Genomic DNA, 18,360 nt, shown 5'->3' with positions numbered 1-18,360 from the left:
AGCCCGCCTGTGTTCGACACGGCCATGTTCATCCTCTTCTGCGCGGCCGTTCCGGTCGTCGCCTATGTGCTTGTCCGGCTTGAAAAAAGCGGGCCAGGCGCGAAGAAGGGGCCCTGGCGGCCGACACCACCCAAGCGGCCCGATGGCGACGGTCCGCAGGGTTCCTAGGAGCCGCTCTCCGTTTCCAGCCACGCCGTGATGCAGCCGGCCAGCAGTGCCTTCTGCTTGCGCGAACTGAAGGTATGATCGGCGTCCCGGATATGGGCCACCTCCGCGCGGGTGGACCGCATCAGCACCGGCCAGCTCAGCGTCTGGCGGACCACGTCATCGAAGGCGGTCGCGGTAAGGTCCCGGTCACTCAGGATCACGAGGGAGCGGCCCTTGAAGGACACCCAGTTTCCCAGCATGGCGGCGATGAACTCGGGTTGTCCCCCGGGTTTCGCGCTGGTCCTGACCGCATCGACGACCGCGGTGGCAAGGCTGCCCAGGGCGCCGCGCATCCGGGCATAGGAGGTCATGACGGCCAGCCAGCGCCGCCAGCGCAGCAGGCGGGGCAGGTAATAGGCCTGCAGCACCGCTCTGGCTTCCCCGCCGTCCGTTCGCGCCCAGGGATTGATCAGGATGAGTTCGTCGACGCCGGGAATTACCGTGGCATGCAGCAGCGCGGCGCTGGCGCCGTCGCACAGACCCATGACGCACACCGAGCGAATGCCGGGTTGCGCGTTCCGCAGCGCCGCGACGGCGGCGGCGATGTCGGCGCCGGCATTCTCGAACTCGACCTGCGGGCCGCTGCTGTCACCAAACCCGCGGCGGTCCATCCGCATCACGGCGACGCCGTGCGCGGTCAGTTGCCGGGCCAGATCGACGAACAGCCGGTGCGGCCCGACCCGGGTTTGCGGCGCCCCCGGCACGATCAGGACCGCGCGCGCGGTGTCTTCTTCGGGCAGGTGGAGCACGCCGACGAGAAGCGTCCCGTCGGCCATGAAGACGAGACTGCGTTCCTCAGACTGGGCCATGGGTATCCGCGACCGCGCTGAGTGTCGTCTCGATCAGCGACGGGCTGGCTGCGGCGTTCTGGACCGCCCAGAAGGGCTGACCGCGGACTTCCCGGTAATCGATGCTCACGCCCGCCGCGCCGCAGACACGCATGATCTCGTCGATGGCATCGCGGCGGTCGGGGCCGGGAGGCGAGACGTCGAGCCAGGTGAGCGGCACCCGCAATGCCTCGGCCAGCAGGATCATGTCCGACCTGTCGATGGCGTGAGTCAGAATTCGTGAGACCACATAGCCGGCGACTTCCACGGGTTCCGTGCGGCTCAGCTTCAAGCGTAATTCGTTGAGCGTGATGCTGCGGCCACCGGCTTCGAGCCCTTCGGCGATACCGATCCGCAGGAACTGGTCCATGAACGCCTTTCCGGACAGGACGGGCTCCCACAGCAGGATGAAGTCGAAGGAATCCGGCGCATCGAAAACCGTGTCCACCGCCAGCAGGGCACCCAATCGCAAACCCCAGAGACCGACCTGGCCATGCCCGGCATCGCGCAGCCACTGGCCGGCGACCCGCACGTCCTCGCGCCAGGTTTCCCAGCGGGCGTCGGCGAAGGCGCCTTCGCTGTCACCCGTGCCGTAGAGATCCAGCACGAGAACGGCGACGCCGACCGACGCGAAGGCCCGCGCCTGCGCGGTGACCGTGGCGCGCGCCCGATTCATTTCCTCGGCGAAGGGTGGGACGAACACCATGGCGCCGCGTGGCGTCACGCCAGGCGCAGTCGGAAAGTACAGGGTGAAGAGTTCGCCCCTTGGACCGGCAATGAACTCGGCCTTCACTGGCGCTGGCCCCGTCGCGGCTAGAGTTTTCCCTCGATGAAGCCAGTCAGGCTGCCGAGCGTCGCGAAGGTCTCGGCGCTGATCTCGTCATCGTGGATCCTGATCTGAAAATCCGCTTCGAGACGGGTGACGATTTCCACCACCGCCATGGAGTCGAGCTCCGGCAGATTTCCCAGAAGCGGCGTGGAGGCGAGCATGGAGGCTGTCCGGTCACCCAGCCCCAGTGTCTCTCCCAGCACGTCGCGAACTTTGTCGATGGTGGCCATGGTCGCCCTGTCGAAATTTTCGGGTTTATACACCGTTCCGTCCGCCTGATAAGCTGAAAAGGCGCCCGGCGCGGTGTCTTGCCGCCTGCAGCAGTCCGGTGACGGTCGATGGATTGAAGGCGAGCCAGCCGAGCCCGTCCGCGCGGCACGGCGTCCAGTCGCTCTTGAACGGCTCGTCGCCGAGGCCGAAGTCGATCCGCGCGGGGCTGTCGCGGTCGAGGACTTCTTGGAACATGCGCAGGGTCAGCGCCGACCCGACGGACAGGTCGTCATAGTCCGGGTCATGCGCCAGCTTGTAGATGGTGGCCTGACGTTCGTGAACGATCCAGAGCTGCGCCGCCGCGGGCCGGCCGTCGATCTCCCACACGCCCAGCCGGAGCGCGCCGCGGCGGGCCAGCATGGCGGCGAATGCCGGCATGAAGGCGGGAAACGGCTCGGCGCCCTTCCAGCTTCGGGCGTAGACGGCTTCAAAAAGACCGATGCCTCGCGCGGTGTCCTCCTGCGCGGTGAACAGCGAGAAGCCATCGGACGGTTCACGGACCTTCATGTTGCGCCGGATGCTGTTTCGCAGGCGCGAGCCGAGCTGCGCGGCAAAGTCCGACCCGCTCAACCCGGCCGTGTCGCGATAGCGCATCGGTGATCCGGCGTGGCTGTCCACCAGGAAACCGGCGCGGCGAAACGCCTCGTTCATCAAGGGCAGGGATGGGTCGTCGCCCGCCATGGGTTTCAGGTGGACCAGGGTGCAGCGCCGCTTCAGGTCGGCGCCGATGGCGGCGAGGGCCTCGATCCTGAGCCCCGGTGATGCATCCTCGTTCAGCAGCGGCGCGAAGCGAAGGGAATAGAAATTGGCCAGCGAGGAAGCGCCTGCTCCGGAAAAAGCCAGAGGCAGGACGGCGAGCGGTTCGCCCGACGGCGCGCTGGCCGCCATGAAGGCCAGCGCGCTGTTCCTCTCGAATCCGCAGGCCGGAAGCAGGGCGAACCAGTCGCGGGTCAGGAAGATGCTGCGCGCTTCGTGACGGGCAAACAGCGGGCCGAAGCGCGCCGGCATGCGCGCAACATCGCGAAACTCTTCCACTATGACGGTCATTCGTCTAACAAGCTGCCGGGTATGGACACTGGTTACCCTACTGCGTGAAGGCACCCGCTTCATCATGCTATTTGGCGACCTCATCGAGCGCGGTCTGACGCTCAATCCGCTGGGCGAGGCGCTGCGCCTCGGACCGGAGTCGCTGACCTATGTGGCGGCAGCCCGCGAAATCCGGCGTGCATCCGGGGCGTTTCTCGCCCACGGGTTGCGGGCGGGCGAGCGCGTCGCCGTCTACCTGCCCAAATCGTTCGAGACCGTCATATCGCTGTTCGCCGCGGCGCGCGCGGGCGGCGTTTTCGTGCCGGTCAATCCGGTGCTCAAGGCCCGGCAGGTCAATCATATCCTGTCCGACTCAGGGGCCGCCATCCTCGTGACCTCGGCGGACCGCTTGGCCGCGCTCCGCGCCGACGCGGGCGGCCTGCCCGAGACGATCAGGCACGTCGTGACCGTCGAGACCGGTTGGGATGCGTTCCTGGCCAAGACATCCGACGCCATCGGACACCCGGCGCCCGACGATCTCGCCGCGCTCCTCTACACCTCCGGCAGCACCGGCCTGCCCAAGGGCGTGATGCTGTCTCACCGCAACCTCGTCACCGGTGCCCGCAGCGTCGCGTCCTATCTCGGCAACCATGCCGAGGACAGGATCCTGTGCGCGTTGCCGCTAAGTTTCGACTATGGCCTCTCGCAGGTCTCGACGGCGTTCCTGAGCGGCGCGACCGCTGTTCTGATCAACCACCTGTTCCCGCAGGATATCATCAATGTGCTGGTCCGCGAGCGCATCACGGGCCTTGCCTGTGTGCCGCCACTCTGGCTGCAGGTGTTGGGTCTGGACTGGCCGCCGGAGATCGCCGCGACCCTGCGCTACGTCACCAATTCGGGTGGCCGGATGCCGCGGCATGCCATCGACGCGATCCGCGCCCGCGCGCCATCGACGCGGATCTACCTGATGTACGGTCTCACCGAGGCGTTCCGGTCGACCTATCTGGACCCGGACCAGGTCGATACACGTCCCGACTCCATCGGCATGGCGATCCCTTATGCCCGTATCGATGTCGTCGATGCCCACGGACGGCCGGCGGCGCCGGGCGAGCCGGGCGAACTGGTCCATAGCGGCCCGCTTGTGGCGCAAGGGTACTGGAACGATCCGGAGCGCACCTCACGCCGCTTCCGGCCGCTGCCGGAGACGTTCGGCGTGACGGCTCCCGCCGTCTGGTCCGGCGATACGGTCATCCGCGACGAGGAGGGATATCTCTACTTCGTCGAGCGGCAGGACAACATGATCAAGACCTCCGGTTACCGGGTGAGCCCGACCGAGATCGAGGATGTGCTCTTCGAGGCCGAAGGCGTCGCCGAGGCCATCGCGCTGGGCCTGCCGCATCCGTCGCTGGGGCAGGCCATCGTGGGTCTGATCACGCTGCGTGACGAGGACGCCGTCTCCGCGGATGACGTGCTGGCGTACTGCCGGGCGCAGCTGCCGTCCTACATGGTGCCCAAGGCGATCATCCTGCGCGAGGCGCTGCCGAGAAATCCGAATGGCAAGATCGACCGCGTGGGATTGACGGCTGAGATGGCGGGCATGTTCGGGAGGACGCCGTGACCGGTATGCCACCCGGCGATTTCGAGGTCCGCGATCACGCGCTGCTGGTGGCCGGCACGCGGCTGGCGGAGATCGCTGCCGCGCGGGGCACGCCGCTGTTCGCCTATGACGGACGCCTGATGGCAAGGCGTGTGGCGGCGCTGCGCGCCGTCATGCCGGACGGCTTGCATCTCCACTATGCGATCAAGGCCAATCCCATGCCGGAAGTGATCGCTCATCTCGCCCGCCTCGTGGATGGCCTGGATGTGGCGTCCGGCGGCGAACTGGACCGGGCGCTGGCGAGCCAGACTGCCCCGGCGCGGATCAGCTTCGCCGGACCGGGCAAGACCGATGCCGAACTGACCGCGGCGGCCAGCGCCGGCGTGACGGTCAATCTGGAATCGGCCGGCGAGATGCGCCGGCTGGCGGCTATCGGCGCCGCGCTGGGCCGCCGTCCACGGGTCGCCGTGCGCGTCAACCCGCTGTTCGAGACGCGGCAATCGGGCATGCGCATGGGCGGCGGCGCCAAACCCTTCGGCGTGGACGAGGAACAAGTGCCCGCGCTGCTGGCCGAGCTTGCCGGACTGCCGCTGGATTTCGCCGGATTCCATATCTTCGCGGGCTCCCAGGTGCTCGGCGGGGACATCCTGATTGATTGCTTGCGCAGCACGGTCGAGCTTGCGCTCCGGCTCGCCGAGGCCGCGCCATCTCCGGTCCGCTACGTCAATCTGGGCGGCGGCTTCGGCATACCGTATTTCCCCGGCGAGACGCCGCTGGATCTTGCCCGCGTCGGCGCGGCGCTGACCGAGATGCTGATCCCGGCGCGGCAGGCATTGCCGCAGGCCGTCTTCGCGATTGAACTGGGCCGCTACCTGGTGGGCGAGGCCGGCGTCTATGTTTCCCGGATCGTCGACCGGAAGGTCTCGCGCGGCAAGACTTTCCTGGTGACCGATGGCGGCCTGCACCATCACCTGGCGCTCTCGGGCAATTTCGGTCAGGTGATCCGCAAGAATTATCCCGTCGCGATCGATGGCGGGATCGGCCGTGCGCCGGAGGAGACGGTGGATGTCGTGGGCTGCTTGTGCACGCCCCTCGACCGTCTTGGGGACAATGTGGGGCTGCCGAGGGCTGACGTGGGAGATCTTTTTATCGTGTTCCAGTCCGGCGCCTATGGCCCGTCGGCCAGTCCAGGCGCGTTTCTGGGCCACGCGGCGCCGGTGGAGGTCTTCCTGGATTGACCGGCAGGGTCGAATCCGCCACGGCCTGCGTCGCTCCGGAGCATACCCGGAATACACAATTTGCTAGTGAAACAAAGGAATTGTCAGTATATCCTCGGATCAAGTGTTCCGAGAAGTGCTGGCATCTTGGTGGGCTACACATCCGCTGCTCGGAATGACGTCGTCTTGGGGCGGTGTCTTGGTAACCAGGTTACTAGGCGAGGGAAGTCGGCTTGACGGTCGGAATTGTGAAGAACGTGACGCGGTCAATCATTCTGGGGGTCATGGTCCTGTTGGTCGCCGCCTGCGGTGCCCGCCATGGTTCGCTGCCCTCCGCCGAATTCGTCTCCCCCAATGAAGGGCCCGGGCCGGATTACATCATCGGTCCCCTCGACACCATCAACGTCTTCGTCTGGCGCAACCAGGAAGTCACGACGACCGTGACCGTGCGCCCCGATGGCCGTATTTCGGTCCCCCTGATCGAGGATCTGGCCGCCACCGGCAAAACGCCGACGCAGCTGGCGCGCGATATCGAACAGGCGCTCTCCAAGTATATTCGCAACCCGATCGTGACCGTGATCGTCTCGGGATTCACCGGCCCGTTCGCGCAGCAGGTGCGCGTCGTCGGCGAGGCAACCGAGCCGCAGGCGATCCCGTTCCGCTCCAACATGACATTGCTCGATGTGATGATCAGCGTGGGCGGACTGACGGAATATGCCGCCGGCAACAGGTCCACGCTCGTGCGTTACAACGTACAGGAGAACAAGCAGGAGGAGTACACTGTACGGATCAGCGACCTGATCCGTGATGGTGACACCTCCGCCAATGTGAAAATCAATCCCGGCGATGTGATCATCATCCCGGAAAGCTTTTTCTGAGCGGCTGGGCAGCCACACATAGTCGAGGAATTGTTCGTTAGGAAGTTGGCGGTTGTCGCCCTGGAGAACACGAGGGGAAGGCGTCCGGTTCGGATGTTTTCCGGCGTGAGGGAACTCTCCAAAGGCCCTACTGTCGGTTCCGCCGCTTTCGCGGTATACTGGCCTATCAACGGGTTCGCGAATGGGAGCGCGATAAACCTAACGAGGAAGGGGCTTTAGAAGCTCAACGGCTCCGAAGACGAATCATGAACGATAACTATGTACAACTGCTTCTCCTGCTCAGGTCGCTCTGGCTTAGGCGCTGGTATGCGTTAGGCGTCGCCTGGCTGGTGACGCTGGGCGGATGGATGTACGTCACCTCCATTCCCGACAAATATGAATCCTCGGCCCAGATCTACATCGACACCGACACCATGCTGAAGGACCTGCTCGAGGGCGTGACCGTCGCCGTCGATGTCAACCGGCAGGTTCAGGTGATGCAGCAGACGCTGCTCAGCCGTCCCAACATGGAACGCGTGCTGCGCATGTCCGATCTGGATCTCGGCGCCACCAGCGACGCTCAGGTCGCCGCCATGGCCAACCAGATCCGCAGCAAGGTGCAGCTGACGCCCGTGGCCCCCAACCTGTTCCGCCTGTCCTATGAGGATCACGATCGTCAGAAGGCCCAGCGTGTGGTCCAGTCGCTGTTGACCATCTTCGTCGAGAGCAATCTCGGTCTGAGCCGCCAGGACATTTCCCAGGCGCGTCGCTTCCTGGACGAACAGATCCGGGATTACGAGCAGCAGCTGTCCGAGGCCGAACAGCGCCGCGCCACGTTCCGCCGCGATAACATCGGCATGCTTCCCGGTGACGACAACTACTATGCGCGCATGCAGCGCGAGAAGAGCGAACTGGTCGATCGCCGGCGTCAGTACAACGACGCGGTGCTGACCCGCACCGAATTGGGCAAGCAGGCGGTGAACGTGCCAAAGTTCATCGCCATCCGAACCGCGGGCGGGACCAACAAGGATTCCTTCACGTCAGGAGACCAGGTCGCCGAGATGCGTCGGAAGCTGGCCGAACTGGACGCGATGGGATACACGCCTGTTCATCCCGACGTGATCGCCGCGCAGGAGTCACTGGACAAGGCCATCGAGACGTTCAATCAGGAGAAGGCGACGGCGGCGGCCTCCAATGATGGCGGCGAGGAAAGCCCGCTCAATCCGAACGCGACCATGGTCAATCCCGTATGGGAGCAGATTCAGGTCAAGCTGGTGGAAACCGACACGGCGATCGCCAGCTTGCGTGCGCGCATGGCCGAGCAGGAGCAGATGATCGCCCAATTGGACGAGCTCGCCAAGACGGTCCCGAATGTCGAGGCCGAGTTGCTTCGCTTGGATCGTGACTATGATATCGTGAAGAAGAAGTACGAAGATCTGTTGCAGCGCCGCGAGTCCGCGCGGATCACACAGGATCTGGAAGGCAAGACCGACAAGGTGCAGTTCCGCGTCATCGAGCCGCCGGATCTGCCGCGTGGCCCCAGCAGCCCCAACCGCGCCGCCTTGCTGTCCGCGTCCCTGCTGGTCGGGCTCGGCGCCGGTCTGGGCGTGGCATTCCTGCTCAGCCAGGTCCATCACACCTTCTCCACCGCGAACCGCCTGCGCGCCAGTTTCGATCTTCCGGTGCTCGGCACCATTTCGGCAGTGTCGTTCGATAGTTACAGTCGGCGGAAAAGGGTCGAGATCGCGTCTTTCTCTGTCGTCCTGGTCGGTCTTATTGTGGCATATGTATTCGTCATGACCTACCGGATCGGACCAGTGGCGCTGTGGGGAACGGGTTGATGGGTGCGCAGGAGTCGAGCAGAAGCCTGATCGAACGCGCAGCCCAACGGATTTCTTCGGCCTTTTCTCTGGAACCTGAGCGTCCGGAGGAGAGGCAGCCCGAAAAATCCCCGGAAGATGGGGAGTCGATCAACGCGGACGCAGCGGCCGTCCCCGCGGCGCCGGCGCCGCAGAGCCAGCAGCCCCACACCGAGCTTCCGGCTGAGCCATCTCCGGTCGAGCCGCCGTTGGCGCAGTCGCCGGACGCCGGTCCAGTGACGATTCCGTCGGCGCCTGAAACGGAAGCGGTCCGGCCGCCGTTCCGGCCCGAAATCATCGCCTCGGTTCCCCGCGGCGCTCCGTCCACGGATCAGGCGGCTCCCCCTGTCGTCGAGCAGCCTGCGCCGCAGGCGGTGCCGTTCCGCCAGCTCCAGCCCCACGCTCAGCCAACGGCGACCGAAGGCCGGACCCCGCGGGAGCGCCGCCGGTCCCAATCGGCGATGATTGATCTGGACCGGTTGCGCCAGGGTGGTTTCATCGTGCCGGATGATGCGCCGACCCGCGTCGCGGAAGAGTTCCGCATCGTGAAGCGGCAATTGCTGCGCAAGGCGCTGCCAAGCAGCCCGGACCTGATTCCCAACGGCAATCTGCTGATGGTGACCAGTACCCAGCCGGGCGAGGGCAAGACCTTCTGTTCCATCAATCTGGCGCTCAGCATCGCGTCCGAGCGGGATCTGACGGTCATGCTCGTCGATGCCGACGTGGCGCGGCCCCAGTTGCTCAGCGCCCTTGATATCGAGGCGGACAAGGGCCTCATCGACGTGCTGGTCGACGACCGCCTCGATGTGGCGGACTGCCTGTTGCGCACCAATATCGACAATCTGACCGTGCTGCCGGCCGGCCGGCCCCATCCCGGCGCGACCGAGTTGCTGTCCAGCGACAAGATGGCGGCCCTGCTCCAGGAAATGGCGCGGCGCTATCATGACCGTATCGTGATCTTCGACAGCTCGCCCGTGCTCGCCAGCAGCGCGCCCGGCGTGCTCGCGGCCCGCATGGGCCAGATCCTTTTCGTGGTCGAGGCCGACCGGACAAGGGAGACCCAGGTGATGGAAGCGCTGTCGCTGATCAGCGACTGCCGCAACATCAGCATGCTGTTGAATAAGTCCCGCTTCATGGGCGGCAAGGTCAGATTCGGGTCCTATTACGAGTACTATAGGAGCTAGCCTTGGCGTTCTTGGGGGGAGGGCGCTGGGTGTGACTCGCCGCCGGGTCAGAGACCCGAAACGTCTTATTGTAATATCCGTCGTCGCGGGGTCGGCGCTGGCCGCCGCGCATGCCGCCACCGCCGCGAAATGGCGCGTGACGCCGCGCATGGACGCCCAGGTCAGCTATACCGACAATGTGGACCTGGACAATCCGGGCAAGGAATCCGACGTGGTGTTCCGGGTCAATCCCGGGCTTGCCGTCGAGGTCGACGGCAAAAGGCTGAAGTTCCAGGCCGACTACGAGGGCAGCTTCCTCCAGTTCTCGCGCGATGGCCGGACCGAGTGGCGCAATCATCTCACGTCGAAACTGCGCATCGAGCCGATCGAGGATCATTTCTACATCGACGCGACAGGCATCATCGCCGAACCCTTCGTCGACAACACGCAGTCCGTGACCTTCTCGTCCGACAATTATTCCATCAATCGGCGTCAGACGCAGTCCTATACGGTCGAGCCCTATTTCGTGCACCGGCTCTTCGATATCGCCGATATGCGCTGGATGTACCGGCTGCGCTACGTCACCGTGTCGCAGCCCAAGGCGAACGATCCGACGCCGCGCTTCATCGACAATTATCTCAGCCATACGGGCGAAGTCCGCGCGGATAGCGGCGATCGCCTCGGCCGGCTGCGCTGGAACCTGCTTGGACGCTATGACGATCGCAGCCGCGGCGATGGACGGCAGTCCCGGGAAATCCTCGCCCGCGCCGAGGCCGAGTACCGCTTCGTGCGCTGGCTCGGGCTCGTCGGTTCGGCCGGCTGGGAGAAGATCGAGGATCCCGATCTCAGCGAGAACATCGACGATTTTGTCTGGGATGCGGGCCTGCGGTTCAATCCGACCCGTAATACCGACGTCACCGTGCGTTACGGCAAGATGGACGGCGATACCTCCTTCAGTGCCGAGGCGATGTATCGCCGCAAGCGCTTCAAGGTGGGGCTCAGCTACAAGCACGAGATCACCACGACCCAGCGGCGCTTCGCCGATATCAACGAGGACGGGCAGTTCAACGACTTCGATTTCTTCGTCAGCGATTTCGGCAGCATTCTCGATCCCGACGACATCGTGTTCGGCGTCGAGAACGACACGTTCCGCAGCAATCGTCTGGAAGTGAATTTCCAGTACGATCACCGCCGCACGACCTTCGACACGCGAGCCTATTACGAAGAGCGGGTGTTCGACACGACCGGCCGGGAAGTGCATGAATACGACATCAAGAGTCGTCTTTCACGCCGTCTGAACGAACGCCTGCGCGCGGTGCTGCAGTTGCGCCACCGTCATACCGATTTCGATCTGGGCCCAAGCCGGGTCGATAATTTCTACGGTGTACGCGCCGAAATCCATTACGACTTCTCGAAATATGCCCAGGCCGAGTTGGCCTATATCTTTTCGACCCTCGATTCGAACGTCAATGTTCGCGACCAGACGGAAAATGTGGTGCAGCTTTCTCTGCGCGCCAACTTCTGACCGAGTCTAGATATGGTCCGGGCGAGGCCCCCGAATGCTAAGATTTGCGTTCAAGTCGATTCATATATGCGTTTGATTTCATTCAAATGAATCCATTTGCCTCCCGTCGTGAATCTCACTACCTCATTAGGCACGTGGAACGAGTGCCTGGTTTGGCAAGGGATGGTGGGGGCTATCCGGGCCGGGCTTGACCGCATGACGAGGTGTGCCTGTGTACAGCAGTTTCTACAAGCTAACCGGAATACCCTTTCAGCTGACGCCTGATCCGCGCTTCTATTACGGCAGCCGGACCCACAGTAAGGCGATGGCCTATCTGACCTACGGGCTCAGCCAGGGCGAAGGCTTCATTGTCATCACCGGCGAGATCGGGGCGGGCAAGACCACCGTCGTTGGGAACTTGCTCAATACCATCGATCGCGACCGCTACTTCATCGCCAAGGTCGTGACCACCCAACTCGAGCCGGATACCATCCTGCGCATGGTCGCGGGCGGTCTCGGTATCCAGCACGAAGGGCTGGACAAGGCCGCCGTCCTGGGCCGGATGCAGGCGTTCCTGCAGGACGCCCATCAGGCGGGCAAGCGGGTGCTGGTCATCGTCGACGAGGCGCAGAACCTCAGCAACGCCACGCTCGAGGAACTGCGGATGCTGTCCAACTACCAGGTGGGCGGCGCGGCGCTGATCCAGCTGGTGCTCGTGGGACAGCCTGAATTCCGCCGGCGCCTCGCCAAGGATCCGGCGCTCGAGCAGGTGCGCCAGCGGGTGATCGCCGCCTATCACCTGTTGCCCATGGCCGACTGGGACGAGACGCGGGAGTACATCCACCATCGTCTGCGGCTTGTGGGATGGGACCAGGACCCGGCATTCACGGATGACGCGATCCAGGCCATTCACGACTTCTGCGGCGGCATGCCGCGCCGGCTGAACCAGCTGTGCTCGCGCCTGCTGCTGTTCGGATATCTCGAGGAACTGCATCAAATTGACGAGGCCATCGTGAAGCAGGTGATTTCGGAATTCATCGTCGAGCGCAATTCGGAAGGTTTGGGTGCGCCCGACCAGACGGCATCGGTCGTCCATCGTGCCCCTTCGGTCGGTTTCACGGCCGATGCGGTCGAGACCGGCCTCGAGCCGGAGGTCGATACGGTGACGCCGCCGTCCGCTACCGGCCCGCTGACGCCGTCCCGCCTCGACGATCTGGGAACCCAGGTGTTGATGTACGGCTTCCTGCAGCAGATGCGCCGGCTTGACCCCGGGGTGCTGAACCTGTTGGCCACGGCGCTTTCCGGCTCGGGCAGCACGCCCGTCACCCCGTCGTCTTCGGCGGGAGGCTCCATGGATGCCTACTGCGCGCAGCTTTTGATGTATGGTTTCCTCAAGGAAGCGCGCCTGCGCGACCCGGACGAGATTGCCCGTGTGCTGGCCGAAGTGGTCCGGAACGGGACGTCCGCGTCTCCTGCGCCGGCAGCCGCCCCGAAGGACGAGTTGCTCGAGCGTCTGGAGCGTCTGGAGGAATCGGCCCGGGCTCATGACCGGCTGCTCGACAAGACGGTGCGGGCGCTGGATGAACTGCTGTCGGATTCGGCACGCGACAGCTAGAAAAGGACATCGGCCGAACGATGCGCAACGCACTGACGGTCGACGTCGAAGACTACTTCCAGGTCCAGGCCTTCGCCGGCCAGATCGGCGAGGGCGACTGGGATAGCCTGCCGCACCGCGTCGAGCGCAACACTCATCTGGTCATGGACGTGTTCGCCGATCACGGCGTGAAGGCGACCTTCTTCACCCTCGGCTGGGTGGCGGAGCGCTATCCGGCGCTTGTCCGCCGCATGGCCGCGGAAGGACACGAGGTCGCCAGCCACGGTTTTCGCCACCGCCGGGTCGGCGACATGACCCCGGTCGAATTTCGCGAGGATACCCGCCGCACGAAGGCCTTGCTGGAGGATCTGTCCGGGACCGCCGTCAACGGCTACCGGGCGGCCAGCTTTTCCATCGATGCCCGCACCTTGTGGGCGCATGAGGCGTTGGCCGAGGAAGGGCACCGCTATAGCTCCAGCATCTATCCCATCGCGCACGACATTTATGGCATGCCCGGCGGCAACCGCTTCGCCTACGCGACCGAAGGCCTGACCGAGGTGCCGGTGAGCACGGTCGAGGTGGCCGGCCGGCGTCTGCCGTGCGGCGGCGGCGGTTATTTCCGGCTTCTTCCCTATGCGTGGTCGCGCTGGGCATGGCATCGTGTGAACCATGCAGATCGCCAGCCCGCCATGCTCTATTTCCATCCGTGGGAGATCGACCCGGATCAGCCCCGCCAGCATGGCGCGCCGCTGCGGTCGCGCCTGCGGCATTACACGCGGTTGTCCGCCATGGAAGGCAAGATCCGCCGCGCGCTGCGCGATTTCGAATGGGACCGGATGGACCGGGTCTTTCTTGGCGCTGCCTGACGCCGCGATCCCGCCGGGTGCCGCGTGAGCCTTATCGTTACACGTCTTTCAGCCGACCGGCATGAACAATGGGACGCCTATGTCCAGCGTGCCCCGTCGGCCACCTTCTTCCATCTTTCGGGCTGGAAGGTCGCCATCGAGAACGCGTTCGGCCATGACTGTCCCTATCTGCTGGCCGAGTCCGCGGGCGAGATCGTCGGCGTGCTGCCTCTGGTCCGGATCAAGAGCCTGTTGTTCGGCCACATGATCAGCTCGAGCGCCTTCGCCGTCTATGGCGGCCCGGTCGCCGACACCCCGGCGGCGCTGCGTGCCCTCGTCGAAGCGGCTAGCGCCCTGACCGATTCCGTCGGCGCCGACTATCTCGAACTGCGGGGCCGCGCGCCGACCGGCCTGGGCTGGCCGGCGAAGGATCAGACCTACGCCACGTTCCGCCGCGCCATCAGCGCTGATCCGGATGCGAACCTGAAGGCCATCCCCCGCAAGCAGCGCGCCGTCGTGCGCAAGGCGATCGACCGCGGCCTGACCGGGACGGTCGATGCCGGCCTCGACCGGTTTTTCCTCCAGTACGCCACCAGCGTCCGCAATCTGGGCACGCCGGTGTTTCCCAGGCGCTGGTTCGCCGAACTGCTGCGCGTCTTCCATGGCTCCAGCGATATCCTGACCATCGAACATGACGGACGCCCGGTCTCCTCCGTGCTCAATTTCTACTTCCGCGACGAGGTCCTGCCTTATTATGGCGGCGGCGGACGGGAGGCGCGGGCTCTGGGTGCGAACGATTTCATGTACTACGACCTGATGTGCCGGGCCGGCGCGCGCGGCGCGACCCTGTTCGATTTCGGGCGCAGCAAGGTCGGCTCGGGCGCCTTCGCGTTCAAGCGCAATTTCGGTTTTGAGGCGGCGCCGCTGCATTACGAATACTACCTGCCGCAGGGCGGCCCGCTACCGGATGCCAGCCCGAACAATCCGAAATACCGCCTGATGATCCAGGTCTGGTCGCGGCTGCCGCTGGGCGTCGCCAATGCGCTTGGCCCGCGCGTCTCCCGCTATCTGGGGTAATCCGTGGACGATCTCATCTTCCTCGCGCACCGGATTCCCTATCCGCCCAACAAGGGCGACAAGATCCGCTCGTGGCACATCCTGCGGCACCTCGCGCAGCACTATCGTGTCCATCTCGGTTGTTTCATCGATTACCGCGAGGACTGGCAGCATGTGGGCGTACTCGAGGCGCTGTGCGCGAGCACCCATTTCACGGCCCTGCCAAAATCTCTGGCGCGGATGCGTAGCCTGACCGGGCTGCTGCGCAGCGAGCCGCTCAGCGTTGCGTGCTACAGGGATTCGGGCATGCGCGCCTGGGTCGGCGAGACCGTCGCCCGCCATGCGCCCAAGGCCGCCTTCCTCTACTCCTCGCAGACCGGGCTCTATCTCGACCAGCTTGATGGCATGCGCCGGGTCATGGACTTCGTCGACGTGGACTCGGACAAGTGGGCGCAATATGCCGACGCCCGCCAGGGCCCGTTGCAATGGCTCTACCGCCGCGAGGCCCGAACGCTGGGCCGTTTCGAGGCGGCGGTCGCGGGCCGGGTCGATGCCTGCCTGCTGGTGTCCGAACCGGAAGCGGCCCTGTTCCGTCAACGGGTCCCCGCCGCCGCGCGCAGGACCTTTGCGCTCACCTCCAGCGTCGATACCGATCGGTTCTCGCCGGAGCGTGCCTATCCCGATCCCTACCAAGGGGATGACGCGGCCATCGTCTTCACCGGCGCCATGGATTACTGGCCCAATATCGATGCCGTCGGCTGGTTCGCGGCCGATGTCCTGCCATTGGTGCGCGAGCGCGTGCCGCGGGCCTCGTTTCATGTCGTCGGTTTCAATCCCTCCTCGGAAGTCATGGCCCTCGCGGCGTTGCCCGGCGTCACCGTCACCGGCGCGGTGCCGGATACCCGCGACTATCTGGCCCATGCCGCGTGTGTCGTCGCGCCCCTGCGGGTGGCGCGCGGAATCCAGAACAAGGTGCTCGAGGCCATGGCCATGGCCCGGCCGGTCGTGACCTCCGGTGCGGCGGCGCAGGGCCTGCGCGGCATCCAGCCTGGCGAGGTGGCCGTCGCCGACTCAGCCAACGACATGGCCAGGGCCGTCATCACCGTGCTGACCGGGGGCGAGGGGGCTCCCGATGGCGCCGCCGCGCGGCGGCGGGTGCTGAGCGATTATGGCTGGGACGCCAATCTGAGAACCCTGGACCGGGTGATGGCTCCGTGACGGCGGCGCCTGCGGCGCTGGCCGGCATGTCGCGGTGGCAGTGGTCGGCGCTCGCCTTCGGCGCCGTATTGCTCGTGCTGCTGGCGGTTTTCTGGGAGACCGCCGCCTCCATGGAGCGAACATGGCGCGGCTCGGACAGTTTCCAGCACACCTATCTGGTACCGTTCATCCTTGCCTATCTGGTCTGGGAGGACAGGGATCGTCTCGCGGCTCTGGTGCCGCGCGTGGACTGGCGCGGTCTGGCTCTCGTGCTGGGCGCGTCGCTTGGCTGGCTCGCCGGCTGGGCCGCCCAGGTTCAGGCGGTCCAGCAGCTGGCGCTGGTGGGCATGGTGCAAGGCGCGGTCTTGGCGCTGTTCGGCTGGCCGGTGGTGCGCGTGCTCCTGTTCCCGCTGGGGTTCATGGTGTTTCTCGTCCCCATGGGCGATTTCCTGGTGCCGACCCTGCAGCGCTGGACCGCCGATTTCCTCGTCTGGTCCGTGCGTCTGCTCGGCATACCCATCACCACGGACGGCTTTCTCATCACCCTCGAGGATGGATCGCAGCCCTATCACCTCTATCACGTGGCCAAGGAATGCTCGGGCATCCGGTATCTGACCGCCATGTTCCAGATCGGCTTGCTGACCGCATACCTGCTGTTCCGGACCTGGCCGCGCCGCGTCGCGGCCATCGCCTTCGCCGTGATCATCCCCATCGTCGCCAACTGGCTGCGCGCCCTCGGCATCGTCCTTCTCGGCTATTACAGCGAGGGCGAGCGCGGCATGGACGTCGACCACCTGATCTACGGCTTCTGGTTCTTCCTGTTCGTCCTAGCGCTCTATATCGGGACCTGCTGGCTCTTCGCCGAATCGCCGCCGAAGCGGCTGGCGCACGCGTTCGCCCATGACGGGACGTCTTCCCGCGTCCGACGGACCATGGTCGCCGCCGCCGCCGCGGTCCTGCTGGTGGCGGGCGTAGGGCCGGCCTACGCCATGATCGTCGAGGCGCGGGAAGCACCGGCCGGCGGCGCCATGTCGGCGCCCGAGGAGGCGCACGGCTGGCGACGGACCGCCTATCAGGGGCTGGACTGGAAGCCGCTCTATCGTGGCGCCGACGCCAGCCTGATCGCCCGCTACATCTCGGGAGGGCAGGCGGTCGACATGTACGTCGCCCGCTACGACCGCCAGCGGCAAGGCGCAGAATTGATCAATGCCGGCAATGATCTGGCGGGACCGGGCTGGGACGATGCCGGCGAACGCCAACGGGCCACGCTGGAGGTTGACGGCGAGACCGTAAGCGTTCGATATGTCCGCCTCATTCGGCCGGGACGTCAGCGGCTGGTGTTCTACTGGTACCGCGTGAACGGAAAGAATGTGAGCAGCGATATCGCCGCCAAGCTGGAAACGACCAGGGCGCGCCTGTTGGGCGGCCCTCAGCCATCGGCCGTGTTCGCCATTGCCACCGATTTCGACGGCGATCTTGACGCGGCCCTGACCCTGACGCGCGACTTCGTGCGCGCGTTTTCGCCGACATCCCTTCTGACTTCGGAGACCTATTGATGCGCGCCTTGTTTCTCGCCGCCGCCCTGGCCTTGTCCGCGACCGTGCCGTCGGCGCATGCCGATCCGGTTGTCGAACTGATCGCGGCCGTGAAGCCCAGCGTCGTCGCCATCGGTACGCATGACCCGGCCCGGCAGCCGCAGGACGTGATTCTCGGCACAGGTTTCGCCGTCGGTGACGGCACGCATATCATGACAGCGCTGCATGTGGTGCGCGGCGCCAATACCGGCAGCCTCTCGATCTTCGTCGGCGAGGGCGACAACGCGACCATCCACCGGGTGACCCAAGTCGCCGCGGATGCCGATCATGACATCGCGCTGCTCAAGATCGAGGGCAAGACACTGCCGGCGCTCCGTCTGTTCCTGGGCCAGCCGCTGATGGAGGGCGAGGAAATCGCCTTCACCGGCTTCCCGGTTGGCGCGGTTTACGGGCTTTATCCCGCGACCCACAGGGGAATCATCTCGGCGATCACGCCGATCGCCCGCTCGCAGGCCAATCCGGCCGACCTCACGCCGGAGATGATCCGGGCGCTGGACAAGAAGACCATGGCGTACCAGCTCGACGCGACCAGCTATCCCGGCAACAGCGGCGGTCCCATGGTCGATCCGGGCGATGGCTCGGTGGTGGGCATCATCAATTCCACCTTCGTCCAGGAAACCAAGGAGCGCGCTCTCGACCGCCCCTCGGGCATTACCTTCGCGATCCCGATCCCGCCCGCCATCGAGATGCTGAAGAAAGCGGGACTGCAGCCCTGAC

The 18,360-nt window shown here is 65.3% G+C and carries 16 protein-coding genes; 12 read left to right on the top strand and 4 right to left on the bottom strand.

Going from position 1 to position 18,360, the window contains the following annotated elements; all coding sequences use genetic code 11:
* Positions 1-164: 164 nt before the first annotated feature.
* From WJU17_RS04920 to WJU17_RS04905, 4 genes are read right to left on the bottom strand one after another with little or no spacing between them, the layout of a single operon-like run.
* Positions 165-1,016 carry a hydrolase 1, exosortase A system-associated gene (locus tag WJU17_RS04920; protein WP_346326218.1) on the bottom strand — a complete coding sequence of 284 codons (852 nt, stop codon included), beginning with the start codon at positions 1,014-1,016 and terminating at the stop codon, positions 165-167.
* A complete protein-coding gene (locus WJU17_RS04915) occupies positions 1,003-1,827 on the bottom strand; it encodes a hydrolase 2, exosortase A system-associated (protein ID WP_346326217.1) in 825 nt (274 codons plus the stop codon). The genes WJU17_RS04920 and WJU17_RS04915 overlap by 14 nt, the downstream gene beginning before the upstream one ends.
* 20 nt (positions 1,828-1,847) lie before the next feature.
* Complete coding sequence (locus tag WJU17_RS04910) at positions 1,848-2,126, bottom strand: acyl carrier protein (protein WP_346326216.1); 279 nt, start codon at positions 2,124-2,126, stop codon at positions 1,848-1,850.
* Complete coding sequence (locus WJU17_RS04905; RefSeq protein WP_346326215.1) at positions 2,119-3,180, bottom strand: GNAT family N-acetyltransferase; 1,062 nt, start codon at positions 3,178-3,180, stop codon at positions 2,119-2,121. Before WJU17_RS04905 ends, WJU17_RS04910 begins: the two co-directional genes overlap by 8 nt.
* A 64-nt stretch (positions 3,181-3,244) precedes the next feature.
* On the opposite strand from WJU17_RS04905, the gene WJU17_RS04900 reads away from it, so the two are divergent.
* The 12 genes from WJU17_RS04900 (at position 3,245) to WJU17_RS04845 (ending at position 18,359) form a co-directional block, all read left to right on the top strand.
* A complete protein-coding gene (locus tag WJU17_RS04900; RefSeq protein WP_346326214.1) occupies positions 3,245-4,777 on the top strand; it encodes an acyl-CoA ligase (AMP-forming), exosortase A system-associated in 1,533 nt (510 codons plus the stop codon).
* Between the two features lie 5 nt (positions 4,778-4,782).
* Positions 4,783-5,994 (top strand): pyridoxal-dependent decarboxylase, exosortase A system-associated, encoded by a 1,212-nt coding sequence (locus WJU17_RS04895; protein WP_346327397.1) that lies wholly within the window; start codon positions 4,783-4,785, stop codon positions 5,992-5,994.
* Between the two features lie 227 nt (positions 5,995-6,221).
* Complete coding sequence (locus WJU17_RS04890; RefSeq protein ID WP_346327396.1) at positions 6,222-6,851, top strand: XrtA/PEP-CTERM system exopolysaccharide export protein; 630 nt, start codon at positions 6,222-6,224, stop codon at positions 6,849-6,851.
* A gap of 245 nt (positions 6,852-7,096) precedes the next feature.
* Complete coding sequence (locus tag WJU17_RS04885) at positions 7,097-8,671, top strand: XrtA system polysaccharide chain length determinant (protein ID WP_346326213.1); 1,575 nt, start codon at positions 7,097-7,099, stop codon at positions 8,669-8,671.
* Between the two features lie 254 nt (positions 8,672-8,925).
* Positions 8,926-9,873, top strand: coding sequence for an XrtA-associated tyrosine autokinase (locus tag WJU17_RS04880; protein ID WP_346326212.1), 948 nt, complete (start codon positions 8,926-8,928; stop codon positions 9,871-9,873).
* A gap of 31 nt (positions 9,874-9,904) precedes the next feature.
* On the top strand, positions 9,905-11,377 hold the full coding sequence (locus WJU17_RS04875; RefSeq protein WP_346326211.1) for a TIGR03016 family PEP-CTERM system-associated outer membrane protein: 1,473 nt from the start codon (positions 9,905-9,907) through the stop codon (positions 11,375-11,377).
* 211 nt (positions 11,378-11,588) lie between these two features.
* A complete protein-coding gene (locus tag WJU17_RS04870) occupies positions 11,589-12,971 on the top strand; it encodes an XrtA/PEP-CTERM system-associated ATPase (RefSeq protein WP_346326210.1) in 1,383 nt (460 codons plus the stop codon).
* A gap of 20 nt (positions 12,972-12,991) precedes the next feature.
* Complete coding sequence (locus tag WJU17_RS04865; RefSeq protein WP_346326209.1) at positions 12,992-13,816, top strand: XrtA system polysaccharide deacetylase; 825 nt, start codon at positions 12,992-12,994, stop codon at positions 13,814-13,816.
* Positions 13,817-13,840: 24 nt separating this feature from the next.
* Positions 13,841-14,872 carry a FemAB family XrtA/PEP-CTERM system-associated protein gene (locus tag WJU17_RS04860; RefSeq protein WP_346326208.1) on the top strand — a complete coding sequence of 344 codons (1,032 nt, stop codon included), beginning with the start codon at positions 13,841-13,843 and terminating at the stop codon, positions 14,870-14,872.
* Positions 14,873-14,875: 3 nt separating this feature from the next.
* A complete protein-coding gene (locus WJU17_RS04855; protein WP_346326207.1) occupies positions 14,876-16,069 on the top strand; it encodes a TIGR03087 family PEP-CTERM/XrtA system glycosyltransferase in 1,194 nt (397 codons plus the stop codon).
* Positions 16,066-17,604, top strand: coding sequence for an exosortase A (xrtA, locus tag WJU17_RS04850; protein WP_346326206.1), 1,539 nt, complete (start codon positions 16,066-16,068; stop codon positions 17,602-17,604). Before WJU17_RS04855 ends, xrtA begins: the two co-directional genes overlap by 4 nt.
* Positions 17,604-18,359, top strand: a complete 756-nt coding sequence (locus WJU17_RS04845; protein WP_346326205.1) for a serine protease — start codon at positions 17,604-17,606, stop codon at positions 18,357-18,359. The genes xrtA and WJU17_RS04845 overlap by 1 nt, the downstream gene beginning before the upstream one ends.
* The last annotated feature ends 1 nt before the right edge of the window (position 18,360 follow it).

The organism is Iodidimonas sp. SYSU 1G8, assembly GCF_039655775.1.
Classification (GTDB): Bacteria; Pseudomonadota; Alphaproteobacteria; order SMXS01; family SMXS01; genus RI-34.
Note: the sequence above shows the minus strand (reverse complement) of the source record. Positions and strands in the feature narration are given on the sequence as shown.

Bases quoted from the DNA above. Each gene is read 5' to 3' on its own strand.
- WJU17_RS04920 (WP_346326218.1), bottom strand. From the start codon at position 1,016: ATGGCCCAGTCTGAGGAACGCAGTCTCGTCTTCATGGCCGACGGGACG.
- WJU17_RS04905 (WP_346326215.1), bottom strand. From the start codon at position 3,180: ATGACCGTCATAGTGGAAGAGTTTCGCGATGTTGCGCGCATGCCGGCG.
- WJU17_RS04900 (WP_346326214.1), top strand. From the start codon at position 3,245: ATGCTATTTGGCGACCTCATCGAGCGCGGTCTGACGCTCAATCCGCTG.
- WJU17_RS04895 (WP_346327397.1), top strand. From the start codon at position 4,783: ATGCCACCCGGCGATTTCGAGGTCCGCGATCACGCGCTGCTGGTGGCC.
- WJU17_RS04885 (WP_346326213.1), top strand. From the start codon at position 7,097: ATGAACGATAACTATGTACAACTGCTTCTCCTGCTCAGGTCGCTCTGG.
- WJU17_RS04865 (WP_346326209.1), top strand. From the start codon at position 12,992: ATGCGCAACGCACTGACGGTCGACGTCGAAGACTACTTCCAGGTCCAG.
- WJU17_RS04845 (WP_346326205.1), top strand. From the start codon at position 17,604: ATGCGCGCCTTGTTTCTCGCCGCCGCCCTGGCCTTGTCCGCGACCGTG.